Origin of the sequence: Polynucleobacter sp. Adler-ghost (assembly GCF_018688495.1) — a bacterium.
Classification (GTDB): domain Bacteria; phylum Pseudomonadota; class Gammaproteobacteria; order Burkholderiales; family Burkholderiaceae; genus Polynucleobacter.
This window is the reverse complement of record NZ_CP061320.1, coordinates 2,033,270-2,048,765: the sequence shown is the minus strand read 5'-3', so window position 1 is coordinate 2,048,765 and position 15,496 is coordinate 2,033,270. Positions and strand designations below refer to the sequence as shown.

The window sequence follows — 15,496 nt, the reverse complement described above, 5'->3', positions numbered from 1 at the left end:
GGTTTGAGTTTAAAGTACTTTAATGATGCCTATTTGGTTAAAGCAAACCCCCACTGGCATTGTTCTTCATCTACATTGCCAGCCGGGCGCAAAGCTGACTAAGGTAGTTGGTCTGCATGACGGCTGTCTCAAGATATCCCTGCAGGCTCCTGCCCTCGAAAACAGGGCAAATGAAATGCTGCTGTCTTGGCTTTCTAAGCAATTGAGAGTGCCGCAAAAACAAATTCAGCTCTTATCGGGACAAAGCAGCCGGGTAAAGCGAGTCGAAATCTGGGGTTCTATCACTCCAGAGCAGATTACTGAAGCCCTAAGCCCCTAGGGCTACCAAAATATTGCGTACAGAATTCCTAAAATTAAAACCCATTTTCCGATGTAATACACGCTGCGATGTTTTGCTTTGAGCTTTTTGGCCTGCGCCCTGAGGTGGTAAAAATATTTAAAAAGAACGTTTACAAATCCTACCTTTTCGCCTTCAACATTTTGGGAAGAGGCTGCGCTCATGATGTAACGCCCAAACCAGCGATTTAATAATTGCACCAATTTAGTGTGAACCGGCCGTTCTACATCGCAAAATAAGACAATTCGTTGGTGATCTGTTTCGTTGGCCGCATAGTGGATATAGGTTTCATCAAACATCACAGGCTCACCATCCTTCCAAAAATAGCGCTCATTATCGACATCAATAAAGCACTTGGGATCATTTGGGGTGACAAGGCCAATGTGATAGCGTAGCGAGCCTGCATAAGGGTCTCGATGCCTTACCAGGGTTGCCCCGGGGGGTAGTGAGGCAAACATTGCTGCCTTGATCGAAGGGATTGATTTAAGGAGGGCAACAGTTTTAGGGCATTGGAGCTGCGCTGACGGCATTTCTTTGCCATACCAATAGAGGTGAAAGCGTTTCCAGCCTGTCCGAAAAAAAGAGTTAAATCCAATATCGTTATATCCCGTAGCAGCTGCTATGGCGCCATCTGCGTTCAAAGCAAGCGCTTCATCACGGATGATCTGCCAATGATCTTGTAGGGGCTTCATTTCGGGAAAATCCGTAACGGGAATAAATGCCCCTGCCTTGGTTTTTGAAAACAAGTAGAGCAGACTATTAATTGGGGCTAAAAGTACTTGGTAGTCTGTTAGAGAGCGAACCAAGCCAAATCGCACCTTTCCTCTAAAGTAAACATAAACAGCCGATACAATAAAGATTAGAAAAATGACGTGACGAAGTTCCATGGAATGTACCAATTAGCGTTAATACCAATATTTTAATTTGTATAGGGTGCCATTTCATCCCTATTTTTGAAATGAATATGCTCCAATGTTGATTGAGGTCAAAAATGCACCCAATGAGTGCTGCAAAGATGATTTGTTAAGGAAATTCGTATGAATAGATTCGTAAAATGGCTTTTCAGCCTGATATTGATTGGTTTGGCAGGCCTAGTGGCGTATACCTGGATTATGCTTAATTGGAGCTACGGGAGTGGAGAGCGTGCTGGCTATGTACAAAAGTTTTCCAATCGAGGTTATGTCTGTAAAACCTGGGAAGGCGAGTTAGCCATGGTTTCAATGCCTGGAACCATGTCAGAAAAATTCCTCTTTACGGTCCGTGAAGATGCTGTGGCACAAAAAATTAACGCTAATTTAGGTAAAAAAGTTGCCCTGAAATATGAGCAGCATATCGGATTGCCTACAAGCTGTTTTGGCGATACCGAGTATTTTGTGTCTGATGTGACAGTTATAGAAGAGTAAAAAATAGGCAATAAAAAAATTTGCTGTAACGCAGCTTTATTTTTGTAATTTTTTGTGGTTAAAATCATGTAAGCGCAAGGTGCGCTGATATCAATATCTATAAGGAGCTTCACTTGAACAAAGCAGAACTAATCGCAGCGATTGCTGACGACGCTGAGATCTCAAAAGCCAAAGCTGAATTTGCATTGAATTCTGCTATTGAGCAAATCATTAAAGCTGTTACTAAAGGCGACTCAGTACAGCTGATCGGTTTCGGTACTTTCTCTTCTGGTAAGCGTGCTGCACGTATGGGTCGTAACCCAAAAACTGGTGAGCCACTCAAAATTGCTGCTGCTAAAACTGTTAAGTTTTCTGCTGGTAAAGCATTTAAAGATTCAGTTAACAAGCGTAAGAAGTAATTCTTGCTTTGTTGGAGAAAAAGCCCGGCATGCCGGGCTTTTTTGTTTTCATAGAGAGTGCAAATTTTTTGCACACCTACCCAAGTTTAGTTTTAGCTTTGTACCAAGCGTCGATGGCGATGAATACTCATCAAAATACCGGCTCCAAATCCCAGAGTCACTAAAGCAGTTCCTCCATAACTGATGAAGGGTAGTGGAACTCCAACTACGGGCAATAAACCGCTTACCATGCCGATGTTGACAAAGGCGTAGGTAAAGAAAATCAGTGTCACAGATGCGCCTAGTAGGCGAGTGAATAGATTGGGTGCGCTAGCAGAAATGGCCAAGCCTCGTTTAATCAAAGCGAAGAAAAGTGCCAACATAACTAAGTTGCCCAATAAGCCAAACTCTTCTGAGAACACAGCAAAGACAAAGTCGGTATGCTTTTCTGGAATAAATTCGAGATGGGCTTGAGTACCCTGAAACCAACCTTTACCAAAAAATCCACCTGAGCCGATTGCAATCATCGACTGAATTGTATGAAAGCCTTTTCCAAGGGGGTCGCTACTCGGGTCAAGCAAAGTGCACACTCGGTGTTTTTGATAGTTATGAACTAGTGGCCACGCAACATCATGCGCACAAATAGTGCTACCAAAAATAATGATGAGGATGATTCCAAATGCGCCAATACCGATGAATGGCAGGATCCATTTCCACGGTAATCCAGCAAGAATGATCACATACATGCCTGCGGCAAACACCAAGAGCGCAGTGCCCAAGTCAGGTTGACGCGCAATGAGCATCACTGGAATCCCAAGGATGATTGCCGCTACTCCATAGTCCCAAGATTTTTGAATGCCTTCCCGTTTTTGAAAATACCAGGCCAGCATGAGTGGCATAGCAATTTTCATGAGCTCAGATGGTTGAATTACGAAGCCAATATTGAGCCAACGTCTTGCACCTTTTTTAATCAGTCCAAATATAGCGACTGCAATCAGTAGTGCAACCCCAACACCATAAATCCATACTGCAGCCATCTCTAACCACTTTGGTGGAATGCGAGAAACAATCCACATGACTGCGAAAGAAAGTGCTAAATTGCGCAATTCATCCTCAAAACGAACAGGCGTATTTTGACTTGCAGATAAAAAAGTAATAAATCCAATGCCTGCCAACCCAAGCAGAATATAGCCTAGCTGGCGATCGAGTCCGCTGAAAATGCTGAGGAATATTTTCTTTGCTTTATTTATGGCGCTCTTTTCCATTCAGGAATCTCCTTGGGCCATTTACCTTCAAGATAAAAATCTAGCGCCTTACGCGCAATCGGCGCAGCATATTGCGCACCAAATCCTGCGTTTTCTACTACCATCGCAATGACGATTGTCGGTTTTTCTGCGGGGGCAAAGGCAACATATAAAGCATGATCACGTAAAAATTCTGCTGTAGATCCGTGGTTATATTCTTTCGAGTTCAAGCTAAACACTTGCGCTGTTCCAGTCTTGCCGCCAACTTGATAGCCCGTACCTTTAAAAACAGAGGCAGACGTTCCAGAATTATTTACCTCGACCATCGCTTTCTTAATGAACTCAATATTCTCGGGTACGAGATCAATTCGATAACTTTCTTTGGGCGTTGTCAGGGTGCGATTTCTTGTAAAGGGGTCTTCAATCGCTTTTACTAAGTGCGGCTTCATGACGATACCGTTATTTGCCATATTTGCCATTGCATGGGCTAATTGCAGAATAGTAAATGCGTTATAGCCCTGACCAATTCCCAAGGAAATTGTTTCGCCTTCGTACCATTTTTGCTGCTCTGGTTTTTTGAAAGTATTTTTCTTCCACTCGGTGGATGGCAACACACCTTTTGATTCACCTTGTAGGTCGATGCCAGTAATTTGACCAAAGCCAAATGGTTTCATGAAGTCATGCATCATGTTGACACCCATATCACGCGCTAAAAGGTAGTAATAGGTATCACAAGATTCAACAATCGACTTTTGCATATCAACAATGCCGTGCCCACCTTTCTTATCATCACGGAAAGTGTGGTTACCAAAATCAAAATAACCCGGGTCGGATATGGTTTGTGACGGTGTGCGCTTTTTAGTTTCTAAAGCTGCCAGCGCCATAAATGGTTTGTAGGTTGACCCTGGCGGATAAATGCCTTTAAGCGGGCGGTTATAGAGTGGCTTTTGTGGCGAGTCATTCAGCTCTTTCCACGTGACTGAGTCGATGCCCTCCACAAAGTCATTGGGATTGAAGTTAGGCTTAGAAACAAATGCCAAGATATCCCCAGTCTCGGGCTCAATCGCAACAAATGCACCACGGAAATTTCCATAGAGCTGCTCAACTAAGTATTGCAGCTTGATATCAACCGAAAGGACCACATTTTTTCCTGGTACCGATGGTGAGCTAGAAAGTGTACGCACGGGTTTGCCGCCTGCAGTAATCTCCACTTCATCATATCCTGGCCTACCTCGTAATACCGTCTCATAACTTTGCTCGATACCAATTTTCCCAACATACTGAATGCCCGGCAAAAATGAAGTTTGTAGCGCATCAGGATCACCCGCTTTGGAGTTATCAATTTCAATTTGCATCCGCTCGATATCTCGCTTAGAGGCTCGCCCAATATAACCAATCAGATGCGATGCGAGCTCGTTATAGGGATACTCTCGAAAGCTTCGGGCGCGTATCTCGACACCCGGAAAGCGATAGCGATTAACCATAAAGCGGGCTGTTTCAACTTCGGTGAGCATCGAGCGGAGGGGAAAGGTGCCCATTTTGCGAGAATCTTCAAGTGAGCGCTTGAAATTTCTTCGATCTCTGGGAGAAATCAATACGATTTGCGAAAGCTCATCGATTAGTTCATCAACATTGCCTTTAACTTCTTCAGCGTTTACATCTAAGGTCAGCGCTGAGTAGTTTCTGCCAATCACGATTCCATTGCGGTCTATTAAGAGGCCGCGATTGGCGGGTGCTGGTACTAAAGCGATTCTATTGCTTTCTGCCAGCAGCGTGTATTTGCTATGGCTCACTAGTTGCAGCCAGACTAATCTCGTAACCAATAATAAGAAACAGAAGGTGACAAACAGGGTCGCAATATGAATGCGCTCTTGAAACGAGTCGAGATCTGGTTTTTTAAAAGAAACCATTTAGTGCTTTAAAGCGGACGATTGTGATCAACATCAATAGGGCGACGTTGAGGCGATAGCAAGATGCTTGTTGCTAAGGGCCACAGCATTCCCTCAATCAATGCTTGAATAGCGCCGGTCAGCGCCCACCAATAGACTTCACCACTTAAGAACCAATGGACGAGTACCGGGAATAATGAAACTAGCAAGAAGATTGGCAGTAAATGCATCGCTTGGGTGAAAACATTTAAAGCGACGATCCGTCGATGCCAGGAGATAGCTAGATAAGCCACCAATGAGTAGCTAAAAGCGTTAAGGCCTAATAAGTCAGAGTTGTGAACATCCATTAACAAGCCAAGGATAAATGCAATGATTACGCCAACGTAGCGATGCTGGTGGATGTTCCAAAATATGATACAAATAATTAGCCAGTCTGGCACCCAGCCGTAATTACCAATAGGCAAAAGATTGAGTAGTAATGCGCAAAACAGGCTGAAATAAATAAAGACCGCACTTACCGGACGAAGAATATACCCGCTTTGAAAGTCGATCATTGCATGCCTCGCGCACGGGTTTGGCGACGCCCTGGAGTATTGGTTAGCGGTGCGTCAGGCTTGCTATTTGCGGTAGATGCTTTGGCATCCCATTGTGGATCGTAAAGTAATGCGAGAGCCTGTCGGTAGCGGTTTGCTGGTGCAACTGGCACACAGAAAACATTAGAAGAATTTTTATCAGCATTTCGTTCAATGCGACTAATCACAGCTACTGCAAAGCCTGGTGGGTAGACGCCATCAATACCTGAGGTAATCAACACATCGCCTACTTCTAAGTCGCTAGCTACGGGAAGGTAGCGCAACTCGAGTGGGTTACCGCGTCCTGCTCCAAAAACAGCTGCCCTTAAGCCATTGCGTGCAACTTGTACTGGTACCGCAAAGTCACGATCCTCTAATAGAGACACTTCTGCAGAGTGATCGTAGACGCGCACTACTTGACCTAAGATGCCGGAATCACTTGCAATGGGATTGCCCAGTTTAAGACCGTCATTACTTCCACGATTAATCACAATGCGCTGAGAAATTGGATTGGGTGGATTAAAAAGAATTTCGACTGGTAATGTTTCGAATAGAACTTGCTTTTGCAAATCCATCAGCTGACGTAGATTTTGGTTCTCTATGAGCAGAAACTCCGATTGATTGGCAAGCAAAGAGAGCTCCGCTTGCCGTACTTTCATTTCTTGATTTTCTTTTTCTAGAGTTCCGCGACTAGTGAAATATTCTGATGTCGCCTCAAATACATTGCGCGGCATCATCATCACATACTCTAGGGGGCGCAATAACCAATTGACGTTATTGCGAATGGGGTCAAGTGCTTTATAACGAAAATCGATCAACATCAATGCGATGCTAATCGAAAGACAGACAATCAGTTTTACTAAAGCCGGAACGCCTTGTCTAAAAAGAGGTGGAGCGCTATGTTGCAATTCCCTAATCGACGCTTAAGTCAATTACTCTTGTGAGAACACGCCGCCCAGCTTGTCCATGCGCTCTAAAGCAATACCGCAACCACGAGCGACGCAAGTGAGAGGATCTTCAGCAACATGAATTGGCAGACCAGTTTCTTCTAGCAATAGACGATCGAGGTCGCGCAATAGTGCGCCACCACCAGTGAGCATCATGCCGCGCTCAGCGATATCAGATGCGAGCTCGGGCGGAATCTGTTCGAGGGCTGCTTTTACAGCAGTAACGATTTGATTTAATGGATCGGTTAACGCTTCCAAAATTTCATTGCTGGTCACAGTGAAGCTGCGTGGAATACCTTCAGAAAGATTACGACCTTTCACTTCCATTTCGCGTACTTCAGCACCAGGGAAAGCGGAGCCAATCGTTTTTTTAATCAACTCAGCGGTTTGCTCCCCGATCAACATGCCGTAGTTACGACGAATGTAGTTTGTGATGGCTTCATCAAACTTATCGCCACCAACACGAACAGAGCCTTTGTAAACCATGCCACCTAGTGACATCACGCCAACTTCAGTTGTGCCGCCACCAATATCAACGACCATAGAGCCGGCCGCCTCGGAGACTGGTAGACCTGCACCAATCGCAGCGGCCATAGGCTCTTCGATTAAAAATACTTGTGATGCGCCAGCACCTAATGCGGATTCGCGAATAGCGCGACGCTCAACTTGGGTGGAGCCACAAGGAACGCAAATAATGATGCGGGGGCTTGGCTTGAGTAGCTTGCTCTCATGCACCATTTTGATAAATTGCTTGAGCATTTGCTCAGTAATGGTGAAATCGGCGATAACGCCGTCTTTCATTGGGCGAATAGCCTCAATATTTCCAGGAACCCGTCCCAGCATGGCTTTTGCTTCTTTTCCAACGGCCAAAATGGTTTTTTTGCCATTTGGACCGCCTTCAGTGCGAATTGCCACAACTGAAGGTTCATCAAGCACAATACCTCGTTCACGCATGTAAATTAAGGTGTTAGCGGTGCCTAGGTCGATGGCCAGGTCATTAGAAAAGTAGCTGCGAAAAAAACCAAACATGATGTAGTGGGAAAATAAGTAAGTGTTAAAAAATATATATATGAATGATACTCTAGCGCCCCATGAAACTTAACGATGTCCAGCGCATTGCGCACCTTTCCAACCTTGACTTAAGTCAGGCAGAAGCCGAGGCGGTATTACCTCAATTACAGGCAGTTTTTGCTTTAGTCGAGGAGATGCAGGCTGTCGATACCACCGGTCTCGACCCCTTGGCGCACCCAATTCTATTTTTGCGCGATTTGGCGCAACCCTTGCGCAATGATGCGGTGACCGAGGTAGATCATCGCGCTGAAAACATGCAATCTGCCCCTGCTACTCAGGATGGCTACTTCTTAGTTCCACGGGTGATCGAATGAGCTGGCATCAAACCCCCATTGCATTGATGGCTAAAGCATTAGCCGCCAAAGAGGTCTCCAGTGTGGAGTTGACGAAGTACTTTCTGAGTCGCATTGAAGCCGGAAAGCACTGGAATGCATATCTTGATGTAAGTGCTCACTTAAGTTTAGACCAAGCTTCTAAAGCAGACAAAATTATTGCCTCTGGCAAGGCTGGAAAGTTAACGGGCATCCCGGTTGCCCATAAAGATGTCTTTGTGACACGTGGCTGGAAGTCGACAGCCGCTTCCAAAATGCTCGAGGGTTACCTCAGTCCATTTGATGCGACAGTAGTCTCAAATCTCGGAATTCCCGATGAGCTAAACCCAAATGGCGCTGGCATGGTTTGCCTTGGCAAGACCAATATGGATGAGTTCGCAATGGGCTCCTCCAATGAAAATTCAGCCTATGGACCAGTCTTAAATCCTTGGAATTCAGAATATGTTGCTGGCGGCTCATCTGGAGGATCTGCAGCGGCAGTGGCAGCGGGATTAGCTCCCATTGCAACAGGTACAGATACTGGCGGCTCCATACGTCAGCCAGCAGCTTTTTGCGGGCTGACTGGTATCAAGCCTAGTTATGGGCGTGTATCTCGTTACGGGATGATTGCCTATGCCTCCTCTCTGGATCAGGCGGGTCCAATGGGAAAAACAGCTGAAGATTGCGCTTTATTGCTGTCGGCGATGTCCTCGCATGATCCCCGCGACTCAACCTCGCTGGCTGATTCTGGAGAAGACTATGGGCGCTATCTCAATCAGTCTTGGAAAAAAGGCGGCGCTAACTCAGCGAAGCCTTTAGAAGGATTGAGAGTGGGCTTGCCAAAAGAATTCTTTGCAGAAGGGCTTGCACCAGAAGTGGCCAATGCAGTCAACGCTGCAGCAAAAGCTTTACAAGAATTAGGCGCAGAGTTGCTTGAAGTGAGTTTGCCAAAAACGAAGCTATCAATCCCGGTGTATTACGTTTTAGCTCCAGCTGAAGCCTCAAGCAATTTGAGTCGTTTTGATGGTGTGCGTTACGGACATCGAGCAAATGAATATCGTGATTTATCTGACATGTATAAGAAATCACGTACGGAAGGATTTGGCGCAGAAGTAAAGCGTCGCATCTTAGTTGGCACTTATGTACTTTGTCATGGCTATTACGATGCTTATTATTTGCAGGCTCAAAAAATACGTCGCATTATTGCTGCGGACTTCCAAGCAGCATTTGAGCGATGCGATGTCATCCTAGGGCCAGTGGCTCCAGACGTTGCATGGCGCTTAGGCGAAAAATCAAAAGACCCTGTACAAATGTATTTAGAAGATATTTATACACTCTCCACCAACTTAGCAGGGCTGCCCGCAATGAGCGTTCCTTGTGGCTTCAACGCGAGTAATTTGCCGATTGGCATGCAGTTAATTGGCAACTATTTTTCTGAGGCGCGCCTGCTTCAAGTAGCACATCAATATCAACAAAACACTGATTGGCATTTGCGGCAAGCAAGCGAGGTGGCATGATGCAATGGGAAATCGTTATTGGTCTTGAGACCCATGCGCAGTTACAAACACAATCTAAAATCTTTAGTGGGGCTAGTACACGTTTTGGTGCCGGCCCAAATACCCAAGCCTGCGCAGTTGACTTGGCTTTACCTGGGGTATTACCAGTATTAAACCGTCAAGCGGTTGAGCATGCTATTCGATTTGGCTTGGCAGTAAATGCCAAGATTTCGCCAGCAAGTATTTTTGCGCGCAAGAATTATTTCTATCCTGACTTGCCAAAGGGTTACCAGATTAGTCAGATGGACCTTCCCATAGTCGTTGGTGGTCATTTGGAAATATTAGTTGGTGATCAAATCAAAGTGGTGGAGCTCACACGCGCCCACATGGAAGAAGACGCCGGTAAGTCGGTTCATGAAGAAGGCTTCTTAGGCCCCCACGGTGAGGCATCTAGTGGTATCGACTTAAATCGTGCCGGCACCCCATTGTTGGAAATTGTGACAGAGCCAGTGATGCGTAGTGCTGCTGAGGCGGTGGCTTATGCAAAAGCACTTCACACTCTCGTGGTCTGGTTGGGAGTATGCGATGGCAATATGCAAGAAGGTTCTTTCCGATGTGATGCGAATGTATCTGTTCGCCCTATAGGTCAAAAAGAATTTGGCACCCGTTGCGAGATTAAGAACTTAAATTCCTTCCGCTTTTTAGAAGAGGCGATTCAATACGAAGTGCGTAGACAAATTGAATTGATTGAGGATGGTGGCAAAGTTGTCCAAGAAACCCGCCTATACGATCCCGATCGTCAAGAGACTCGCAGCATGCGCAGTAAAGAAGACGCAAATGACTATCGATATTTCCCGGATCCAGATTTATTGCCAGTAGTGATTGATGATGCTTGGATTGCGGATGTCCGCAGCAAGATGCCAGCGTTACCGGCACAGCTTCGTGAAGAGTGGCAAAGCGAATTTGGCTTAAGCGCCTACGATACGCAATTGCTTACGCAAGATCGCGACACTGCCAAGATATTTGAAGAGCTACTAGCGATTGTTGGTAAGTCTTTGGCAAAGGCTGCGGCTAACCTGATAGCGGGTGAGCTTGCTTCATCGCTCAATCGCGCTGGAATTGCTACTGCAGATGTGCCACTAAAAGCAGAGCATTTGGCACCGCTATTAACTCGCGTATCAGACGGCACGATCTCCAACAAAATTGCAAAAGAAATCTTCGCAATTTTGTGGGAAGAGGCTATCGCAGGCAAAGCCATCAGCACTGTTGATCAAGTGATTGAAGCTAGGGGTTTAAAGCAGATTAGCGATAGTGGCGAACTTGAGGCCATGATTGATAAGGTTTTGGCGGCAAACGAGAAGTCGGTTGAAGAGTTCCGCTCTGGTAAGGAAAAAGCATTTAACGCTTTAGTTGGTCAGATCATGAAAGCCTCGCAAGGTAAGGCTAATCCAGGGCAAGTGAATGAGCTTCTGCGTAAAAAGCTGAGCTAAAAAATTAAATTAGAAAATAAGCGAGAAAAACACAGATGAGCGCAATCGATCCTAAGCAAGCCGAGCAAGAAGAATTGGTAGCAGAGTGGTTGCGAGCTACCCCAGGTTTTTTTGAGCGTTATGCCAATCTCTTGAATGAGATTCGTTTAAAACATCCTCACGAGGATCGTGCAATCTCTTTGCAAGAACGCCAGATGACTTTGTTGCGCACACAGAATCAAGAGCTCAATCGTCGCTTGAGTGAGATGCTGCATTTTGGAAGTCGTAATGACAAAACCCAGCAAAGCTTAGTGGCTTGGTTATTACGTTTAATGCGGGCCAACACCAAGGCGGATGTGGAATCTGCAGTGACTGCAGGTTTGGCCGAAGTGTTTGAAGTCGAGTCAGCAAAACTCTTGTCACCCAATACTGCATTTGGCCCATGGATTGATACGCCATTATGTGGCTCAGCCAAAGAGCTGGCTGCAGCGAGTGTGGATTTGCTGGCAACCCAAGTGACTATCGATCCTGAGTGGCAAAGTATGGTGGCTATTGGTCTACCGCTAGGTAAAAGTATTGGCGTAGCGCAATCGCCAGCAGTACTTTTGTTGGCAAGCAAAGACGAGTCCCGTTTTACTGCCGATATGGGCGCGTTCTATTTGCGTCAGATTGCTGAACTCACCGCTGCAGCTTTGGATCGTACCCAGGCTTATGAGCCAAGCGCCAGCTGATCTGCATCCCCTGGTGCTGGAATATTTGCATGAGCTGCATGTATTGAGACAGCTCTCACCGCATACGCTTAAAGCCTACCGTATGGATCTCAGTGAGTTGCAGGCGCTGGCAGCAGATGATGCTATTGACTTATTAAAGGTAAGCAATGCTCATGTACGTCGCTGGGCAGGTCGCTTACATTCAAAGGGAAAATCATCTCGCACGATTGCAAGAGCGCTTTCTGCTTGGCGTGGCTGGTATGACTGGTTGACCGAGAAAGATGCGCGTCGAGATACGCAGGCGGGAAGGTTGACTGCAAATCTAGTGGCTAATCCTGTTGATGATGTAAAGGCACCCAAACGTTTAAAGTCTTTACCTAAAGCACTTTCAGTTGAGCAGGCACTCTCTTTAGTAAATCAAGCCGTAAAAGAGGCTGAAGAAAAAAAAGATCTAGAGACTGTGCGTGACGCAGCGATCATTGATTTGCTCTATTCCTCGGGCCTACGTTTATCAGAACTTCTTGGGATTGATGTAATGCAAAGCAAAGATCGCCAACAGGAGTCTGCCGGGTGGTTGGATTGGGATGCTGCAGAGGTCACGGTTTTGGGTAAAGGCGGCAAACGTCGCTCAGTTCCCATAGGTGGGCCAGCAATGCAATCTCTCAAAGTCTGGCGTGCAGCTCGAGACCTGCTTGCGCAGGCAGATGTATCAATGGCTTTATTTATTTCTGCAACAGGCGCTCGCTTATCTCCCCGGACGGTTCAGGCGCGTTTACGGACTTTGGCGATGAGGGCGGGCCTACCAACCCATGTTCATCCACATATGATGCGTCATAGCTTCGCTAGCCATGTATTGCAGTCCTCTCAGGATTTGAGGGCGGTGCAGGAGATGCTAGGGCATGCCAGCATTGCCAGCACCCAAATTTACACCTCCTTAGATTTCCAGCACTTAGCGCAGGCATACGATAAGGCTCATCCTCGTGCAAAAGCCGGCAAAGCTTGAGGAACTCGGTAAGATAGAAGGTTTCCCGTTTGGGGAATGTATTTATAGCTTTTGATAGGATCAAAAATGGCGTTAATTCCGGTAACAATTCTCACAGGCTTTTTGGGGAGCGGCAAAACCACTTTGCTCAAACATATCCTGACTGCAGAGCATGGCAAAAAAATTGCTGTGATTGAGAACGAGTTCGGCGAAGAAAATATCGATAACGACATCTTGGTTCAAGACAATCAAGAGAATATTGTGCAAATGAGCAATGGCTGCATTTGCTGCACCATCCGTGGGGATCTGGTTGAAGCCCTGAATGAGCTTTGGGAGCAACGTAGGGACAAAAAAATTAGTTTTGAGCGCGTGGTTATTGAAACCACTGGAGTGGCTAATCCAGGCCCAGTCGCTCAAACCTTCTTTATGGACGATGACGTAGCGGACCACTATGTTCTGGATGCCATAGTCACTTTGGTGGATGCCAAGCATGGCCCGCAGCAACTGACTGAGCATGAGGAGGCGCAACGCCAAGTAGGCTTTGCAGATCAAATTTTCATTACCAAGACGGATTTGGTGACGCCCGCCGAAGTGGACGCCTTACGTAATCGCCTAATGCATATGAACCCGCGCGCACCGATTCAGGGGATCTCTAAAGGAGTTGTTCCATTAGATGCCGTTTTGGATCTTAAGGGCTTTAATTTAAACGCGAAGCTCGATATTGATCCTCACTTCTTGGAGCAAGATGATCATGACCATGCTACTTGTGGTCATGATCACAGTCATGACCACCACGATCACAGTAGCTGTGGCCATGACCATAGCCACGATCATCATGGTCATGCGGGGCATACAGACCGCATCCAATCCTTCGTTTTTCGTAGTGATAAACCCTTTGACCATAAAAAATTAGAGGACTTCCTGGGCGGAATTTTGGAGGTCTTCGGGGAGAAGATGTTGCGCTACAAAGGCGTCCTCTATGTGAAGGGTAGCAACCGAAAAGTCGTGTTCCAGGGCGTCCATCAGATGATGGGCAGTGATATGGCTGGTTTATGGGGTGCAGAACCCAAGCAAACCCGCATGGTCTTTATCGGGATAGATTTGCCCAAGGACACCCTGCTGGCTGGGCTTGAAGGCTGTTTGGCCTAGGAAATTTAAAGTACAATCCCGCGCCACGGCCAAGATTAATAAATATTGGCTAAAAGGGTAGTAAAACTTTGGCAGAATGAAGCAATAATGATTTAGATCCATGGAAAGAATGAAATGACGGTAAAAACACCAACGAAATCTACGGCTGCAGCAAAAGCCCCTAGTAAAGCGGCAAGCGCAAAAGTTGCCAAAGGTGCCCCTTTAACAGAAGCTGAATTACTCAAGATGTCCGAAAAGGACTATATGAATGCAGGCCAGTTAGATTTTTTCCGTCAGAAGTTATTGACCTTAAAGTCTGACATTCTGAAGAATGCTTCAGAAACGACAGAGCATTTACGCGAAAACATTTTGGTTCCCGATCCTGCGGACCGTGCAACGATTGAAGAAGAGCATGCTCTTGAGCTACGCACACGTGATCGTGAGCGTAAGCTATTGAAAAAAGTAGAGCAGGCTTTAGCCCGCATTGAATCGGGTGATTACGGTTGGTGTGAAGAGACTGGTGAGCCAATTGGCTTGAACCGCCTCATTGCACGACCAACGGCCAACCTATCTCTAGAGGCGCAAGAGCGCCGTGAACTACGTCAAAAGTTGTTTGGCGATTAATTACTACACCGAATATAAAAGTAGCAATGACTAAGCAATCCCCATCCATTAGCGAAATCCCTCCTTTATTAAAGGCAGAGATTTTGGCCGAGGCCCTGCCTTACATTCGTGCTTATCACGGTAAAACGATTGTGATTAAGTACGGCGGAAACGCGATGGTCGAAGAGCGCCTCAAAGAAAGTTTTGCGCGCGATGTCATTTTGCTTAAGCTGGTTGGTATGAACCCCGTAGTAGTGCATGGCGGCGGCCCGCAAATTGATGAAGCCCTCAAGAAGATTGGTAAGACTGGTACCTTTATTCAAGGTATGCGCGTCACCGATGAAGAGACTATGGAAGTGGTGGAGTGGGTTCTCGGTGGCGAAGTACAGCAAGATATTGTGATGTTGATTAATCACTTTGGTGGTCAGGCAGTCGGTTTGACTGGCAAAGACGGCGGCTTGATTCGTGCAAAGAAGATGCTGGTTGCCGATGAAAAAAAGGCTGGTGGAACTATTGATTTAGGTTTTGTTGGCGAGATTGAGGCGATTAACCCTGCAGTTGTAAAAGCATTACAGGACGACGCCTTTATTCCCGTGATCTCTCCGATTGGATTTAGCGAAGAGGGTCAGGCCTACAACATTAATGCCGACTTAGTGGCTGGTAAGATGGCAGAAATTTTGCATGCAGAGAAATTAGTCATGATGACGAATATTCCTGGAGTGATGGATAAAAGCGGTAAGCTTTTAACGGACCTGACTGCACGTGAAATTGATGGTCTATTTGCTGACGGTACTATTTCTGGCGGTATGTTGCCAAAGATTTCTTCTGCATTAGATGCCGCAAAGAGCGGCGTCAATTCAGTACATATCATTGATGGACGAATTGAGCACTCCCTATTGTTGGAGATTCTGACAGAGCAAGCATTTGGAACAATGATCCGTTCCCGTTAAGAGTTGA

The 15,496-nt window shown here is 46.1% G+C and carries 17 protein-coding genes; 11 read left to right on the top strand and 6 right to left on the bottom strand.

Annotation, left to right across the window (positions count from 1 at the left end; translation table 11 throughout):
* Positions 1-22 precede the first annotated feature (22 nt).
* Positions 23-319, top strand: a complete 297-nt coding sequence (locus tag ICV89_RS10615; protein WP_215308607.1) for a DUF167 domain-containing protein — start codon at positions 23-25, stop codon at positions 317-319.
* Positions 320-321: 2 nt separating this feature from the next.
* Here ICV89_RS10615 and ICV89_RS10610 read toward each other — a convergent pair whose 3' ends face one another.
* Positions 322-1,224 carry an aspartyl/asparaginyl beta-hydroxylase domain-containing protein gene (locus ICV89_RS10610; RefSeq protein ID WP_215308606.1) on the bottom strand — a complete coding sequence of 301 codons (903 nt, stop codon included), beginning with the start codon at positions 1,222-1,224 and terminating at the stop codon, positions 322-324.
* A 150-nt stretch (positions 1,225-1,374) separates the two neighbouring features.
* On the opposite strand from ICV89_RS10610, the gene ICV89_RS10605 reads away from it, so the two are divergent.
* Together ICV89_RS10605 and ICV89_RS10600 are read left to right on the top strand one after the other, a co-directional pair.
* A complete protein-coding gene (locus tag ICV89_RS10605) occupies positions 1,375-1,740 on the top strand; it encodes a hypothetical protein (RefSeq protein ID WP_215308605.1) in 366 nt (121 codons plus the stop codon).
* Positions 1,741-1,835: 95 nt separating this feature from the next.
* Positions 1,836-2,138 carry an HU family DNA-binding protein gene (locus tag ICV89_RS10600; protein WP_256442663.1) on the top strand — a complete coding sequence of 101 codons (303 nt, stop codon included), beginning with the start codon at positions 1,836-1,838 and terminating at the stop codon, positions 2,136-2,138.
* Between the two features lie 92 nt (positions 2,139-2,230).
* On the opposite strand, the gene rodA is transcribed toward ICV89_RS10600, so the two are convergent.
* The 5 genes from rodA to ICV89_RS10575 are packed head-to-tail and all read right to left on the bottom strand — an operon-like array spanning position 2,231 to position 7,798.
* Positions 2,231-3,382: a rod shape-determining protein RodA gene (gene rodA, locus ICV89_RS10595; RefSeq protein ID WP_215308604.1), complete on the bottom strand. Its 1,152-nt coding sequence runs from the start codon at positions 3,380-3,382 to the stop codon at positions 2,231-2,233.
* A complete protein-coding gene (mrdA, locus tag ICV89_RS10590; RefSeq protein WP_215308603.1) occupies positions 3,364-5,271 on the bottom strand; it encodes a penicillin-binding protein 2 in 1,908 nt (635 codons plus the stop codon). The genes rodA and mrdA overlap by 19 nt, the downstream gene beginning before the upstream one ends.
* Positions 5,272-5,279: 8 nt before the next feature.
* The gene (gene mreD / locus ICV89_RS10585; protein WP_215308602.1) at positions 5,280-5,804 is read right to left on the bottom strand and encodes a rod shape-determining protein MreD; all 525 of its coding nucleotides are present in this window, start codon (positions 5,802-5,804) and stop codon (positions 5,280-5,282) included.
* Positions 5,801-6,730, bottom strand: a complete 930-nt coding sequence (gene mreC / locus ICV89_RS10580; RefSeq protein WP_215308601.1) for a rod shape-determining protein MreC — start codon at positions 6,728-6,730, stop codon at positions 5,801-5,803. Before mreC ends, mreD begins: the two co-directional genes overlap by 4 nt.
* 24 nt (positions 6,731-6,754) lie before the next feature.
* The gene (locus ICV89_RS10575; RefSeq protein WP_046330974.1) at positions 6,755-7,798 is read right to left on the bottom strand and encodes a rod shape-determining protein; all 1,044 of its coding nucleotides are present in this window, start codon (positions 7,796-7,798) and stop codon (positions 6,755-6,757) included.
* Positions 7,799-7,860: 62 nt separating this feature from the next.
* Here ICV89_RS10575 and gatC point away from each other — a divergent pair, with 62 nt between their 5' ends.
* From gatC to argB, 8 genes are all read left to right on the top strand, one after another.
* Entirely contained in the window at positions 7,861-8,154 is a 294-nt protein-coding gene (gene gatC / locus ICV89_RS10570; RefSeq protein ID WP_215308600.1) for an Asp-tRNA(Asn)/Glu-tRNA(Gln) amidotransferase subunit GatC, read from the top strand.
* A complete protein-coding gene (gatA, locus tag ICV89_RS10565; RefSeq protein WP_215308599.1) occupies positions 8,151-9,668 on the top strand; it encodes an Asp-tRNA(Asn)/Glu-tRNA(Gln) amidotransferase subunit GatA in 1,518 nt (505 codons plus the stop codon). The genes gatC and gatA overlap by 4 nt, the downstream gene beginning before the upstream one ends.
* Positions 9,665-11,137, top strand: a complete 1,473-nt coding sequence (gene gatB / locus ICV89_RS10560) for an Asp-tRNA(Asn)/Glu-tRNA(Gln) amidotransferase subunit GatB (protein ID WP_215308598.1) — start codon at positions 9,665-9,667, stop codon at positions 11,135-11,137. The genes gatA and gatB overlap by 4 nt, the downstream gene beginning before the upstream one ends.
* Before the next feature lie 35 nt (positions 11,138-11,172).
* Complete coding sequence (locus ICV89_RS10555; RefSeq protein ID WP_215308597.1) at positions 11,173-11,847, top strand: DUF484 family protein; 675 nt, start codon at positions 11,173-11,175, stop codon at positions 11,845-11,847.
* Positions 11,828-12,829, top strand: coding sequence for a tyrosine recombinase XerC (locus ICV89_RS10550; protein WP_215308596.1), 1,002 nt, complete (start codon positions 11,828-11,830; stop codon positions 12,827-12,829). The genes ICV89_RS10555 and ICV89_RS10550 overlap by 20 nt, the downstream gene beginning before the upstream one ends.
* A 66-nt stretch (positions 12,830-12,895) precedes the next feature.
* Positions 12,896-13,957, top strand: coding sequence for a GTP-binding protein (locus ICV89_RS10545; RefSeq protein WP_215308595.1), 1,062 nt, complete (start codon positions 12,896-12,898; stop codon positions 13,955-13,957).
* Positions 13,958-14,182: 225 nt separating this feature from the next.
* A complete protein-coding gene (gene dksA, locus ICV89_RS10540; RefSeq protein ID WP_215310404.1) occupies positions 14,183-14,560 on the top strand; it encodes an RNA polymerase-binding protein DksA in 378 nt (125 codons plus the stop codon).
* A 26-nt stretch (positions 14,561-14,586) separates the two neighbouring features.
* Complete coding sequence (argB, locus tag ICV89_RS10535; RefSeq protein WP_215308594.1) at positions 14,587-15,489, top strand: acetylglutamate kinase; 903 nt, start codon at positions 14,587-14,589, stop codon at positions 15,487-15,489.
* Positions 15,490-15,496 lie beyond the last annotated feature (7 nt).

Excerpts from the sequence above, each read along its gene's own strand:
- ICV89_RS10615 (WP_215308607.1), top strand. The coding sequence starts at position 23 with ATGATGCCTATTTGGTTAAAGCAAACCCCCACTGGCATTGTTCTTCAT.
- ICV89_RS10610 (WP_215308606.1), bottom strand. The coding sequence starts at position 1,224 with ATGGAACTTCGTCACGTCATTTTTCTAATCTTTATTGTATCGGCTGTT.
- ICV89_RS10605 (WP_215308605.1), top strand. The coding sequence starts at position 1,375 with ATGAATAGATTCGTAAAATGGCTTTTCAGCCTGATATTGATTGGTTTG.
- rodA (WP_215308604.1), bottom strand. The coding sequence starts at position 3,382 with ATGGAAAAGAGCGCCATAAATAAAGCAAAGAAAATATTCCTCAGCATT.
- mrdA (WP_215308603.1), bottom strand. The coding sequence starts at position 5,271 with ATGGTTTCTTTTAAAAAACCAGATCTCGACTCGTTTCAAGAGCGCATT.
- mreD (WP_215308602.1), bottom strand. The coding sequence starts at position 5,804 with ATGATCGACTTTCAAAGCGGGTATATTCTTCGTCCGGTAAGTGCGGTC.
- ICV89_RS10575 (WP_046330974.1), bottom strand. The coding sequence starts at position 7,798 with ATGTTTGGTTTTTTTCGCAGCTACTTTTCTAATGACCTGGCCATCGAC.
- gatC (WP_215308600.1), top strand. The coding sequence starts at position 7,861 with ATGAAACTTAACGATGTCCAGCGCATTGCGCACCTTTCCAACCTTGAC.
- gatA (WP_215308599.1), top strand. The coding sequence starts at position 8,151 with ATGAGCTGGCATCAAACCCCCATTGCATTGATGGCTAAAGCATTAGCC.
- gatB (WP_215308598.1), top strand. The coding sequence starts at position 9,665 with ATGATGCAATGGGAAATCGTTATTGGTCTTGAGACCCATGCGCAGTTA.
- ICV89_RS10555 (WP_215308597.1), top strand. The coding sequence starts at position 11,173 with ATGAGCGCAATCGATCCTAAGCAAGCCGAGCAAGAAGAATTGGTAGCA.
- ICV89_RS10550 (WP_215308596.1), top strand. The coding sequence starts at position 11,828 with ATGAGCCAAGCGCCAGCTGATCTGCATCCCCTGGTGCTGGAATATTTG.
- ICV89_RS10545 (WP_215308595.1), top strand. The coding sequence starts at position 12,896 with ATGGCGTTAATTCCGGTAACAATTCTCACAGGCTTTTTGGGGAGCGGC.
- dksA (WP_215310404.1), top strand. The coding sequence starts at position 14,183 with ATGTCCGAAAAGGACTATATGAATGCAGGCCAGTTAGATTTTTTCCGT.
- argB (WP_215308594.1), top strand. The coding sequence starts at position 14,587 with ATGACTAAGCAATCCCCATCCATTAGCGAAATCCCTCCTTTATTAAAG.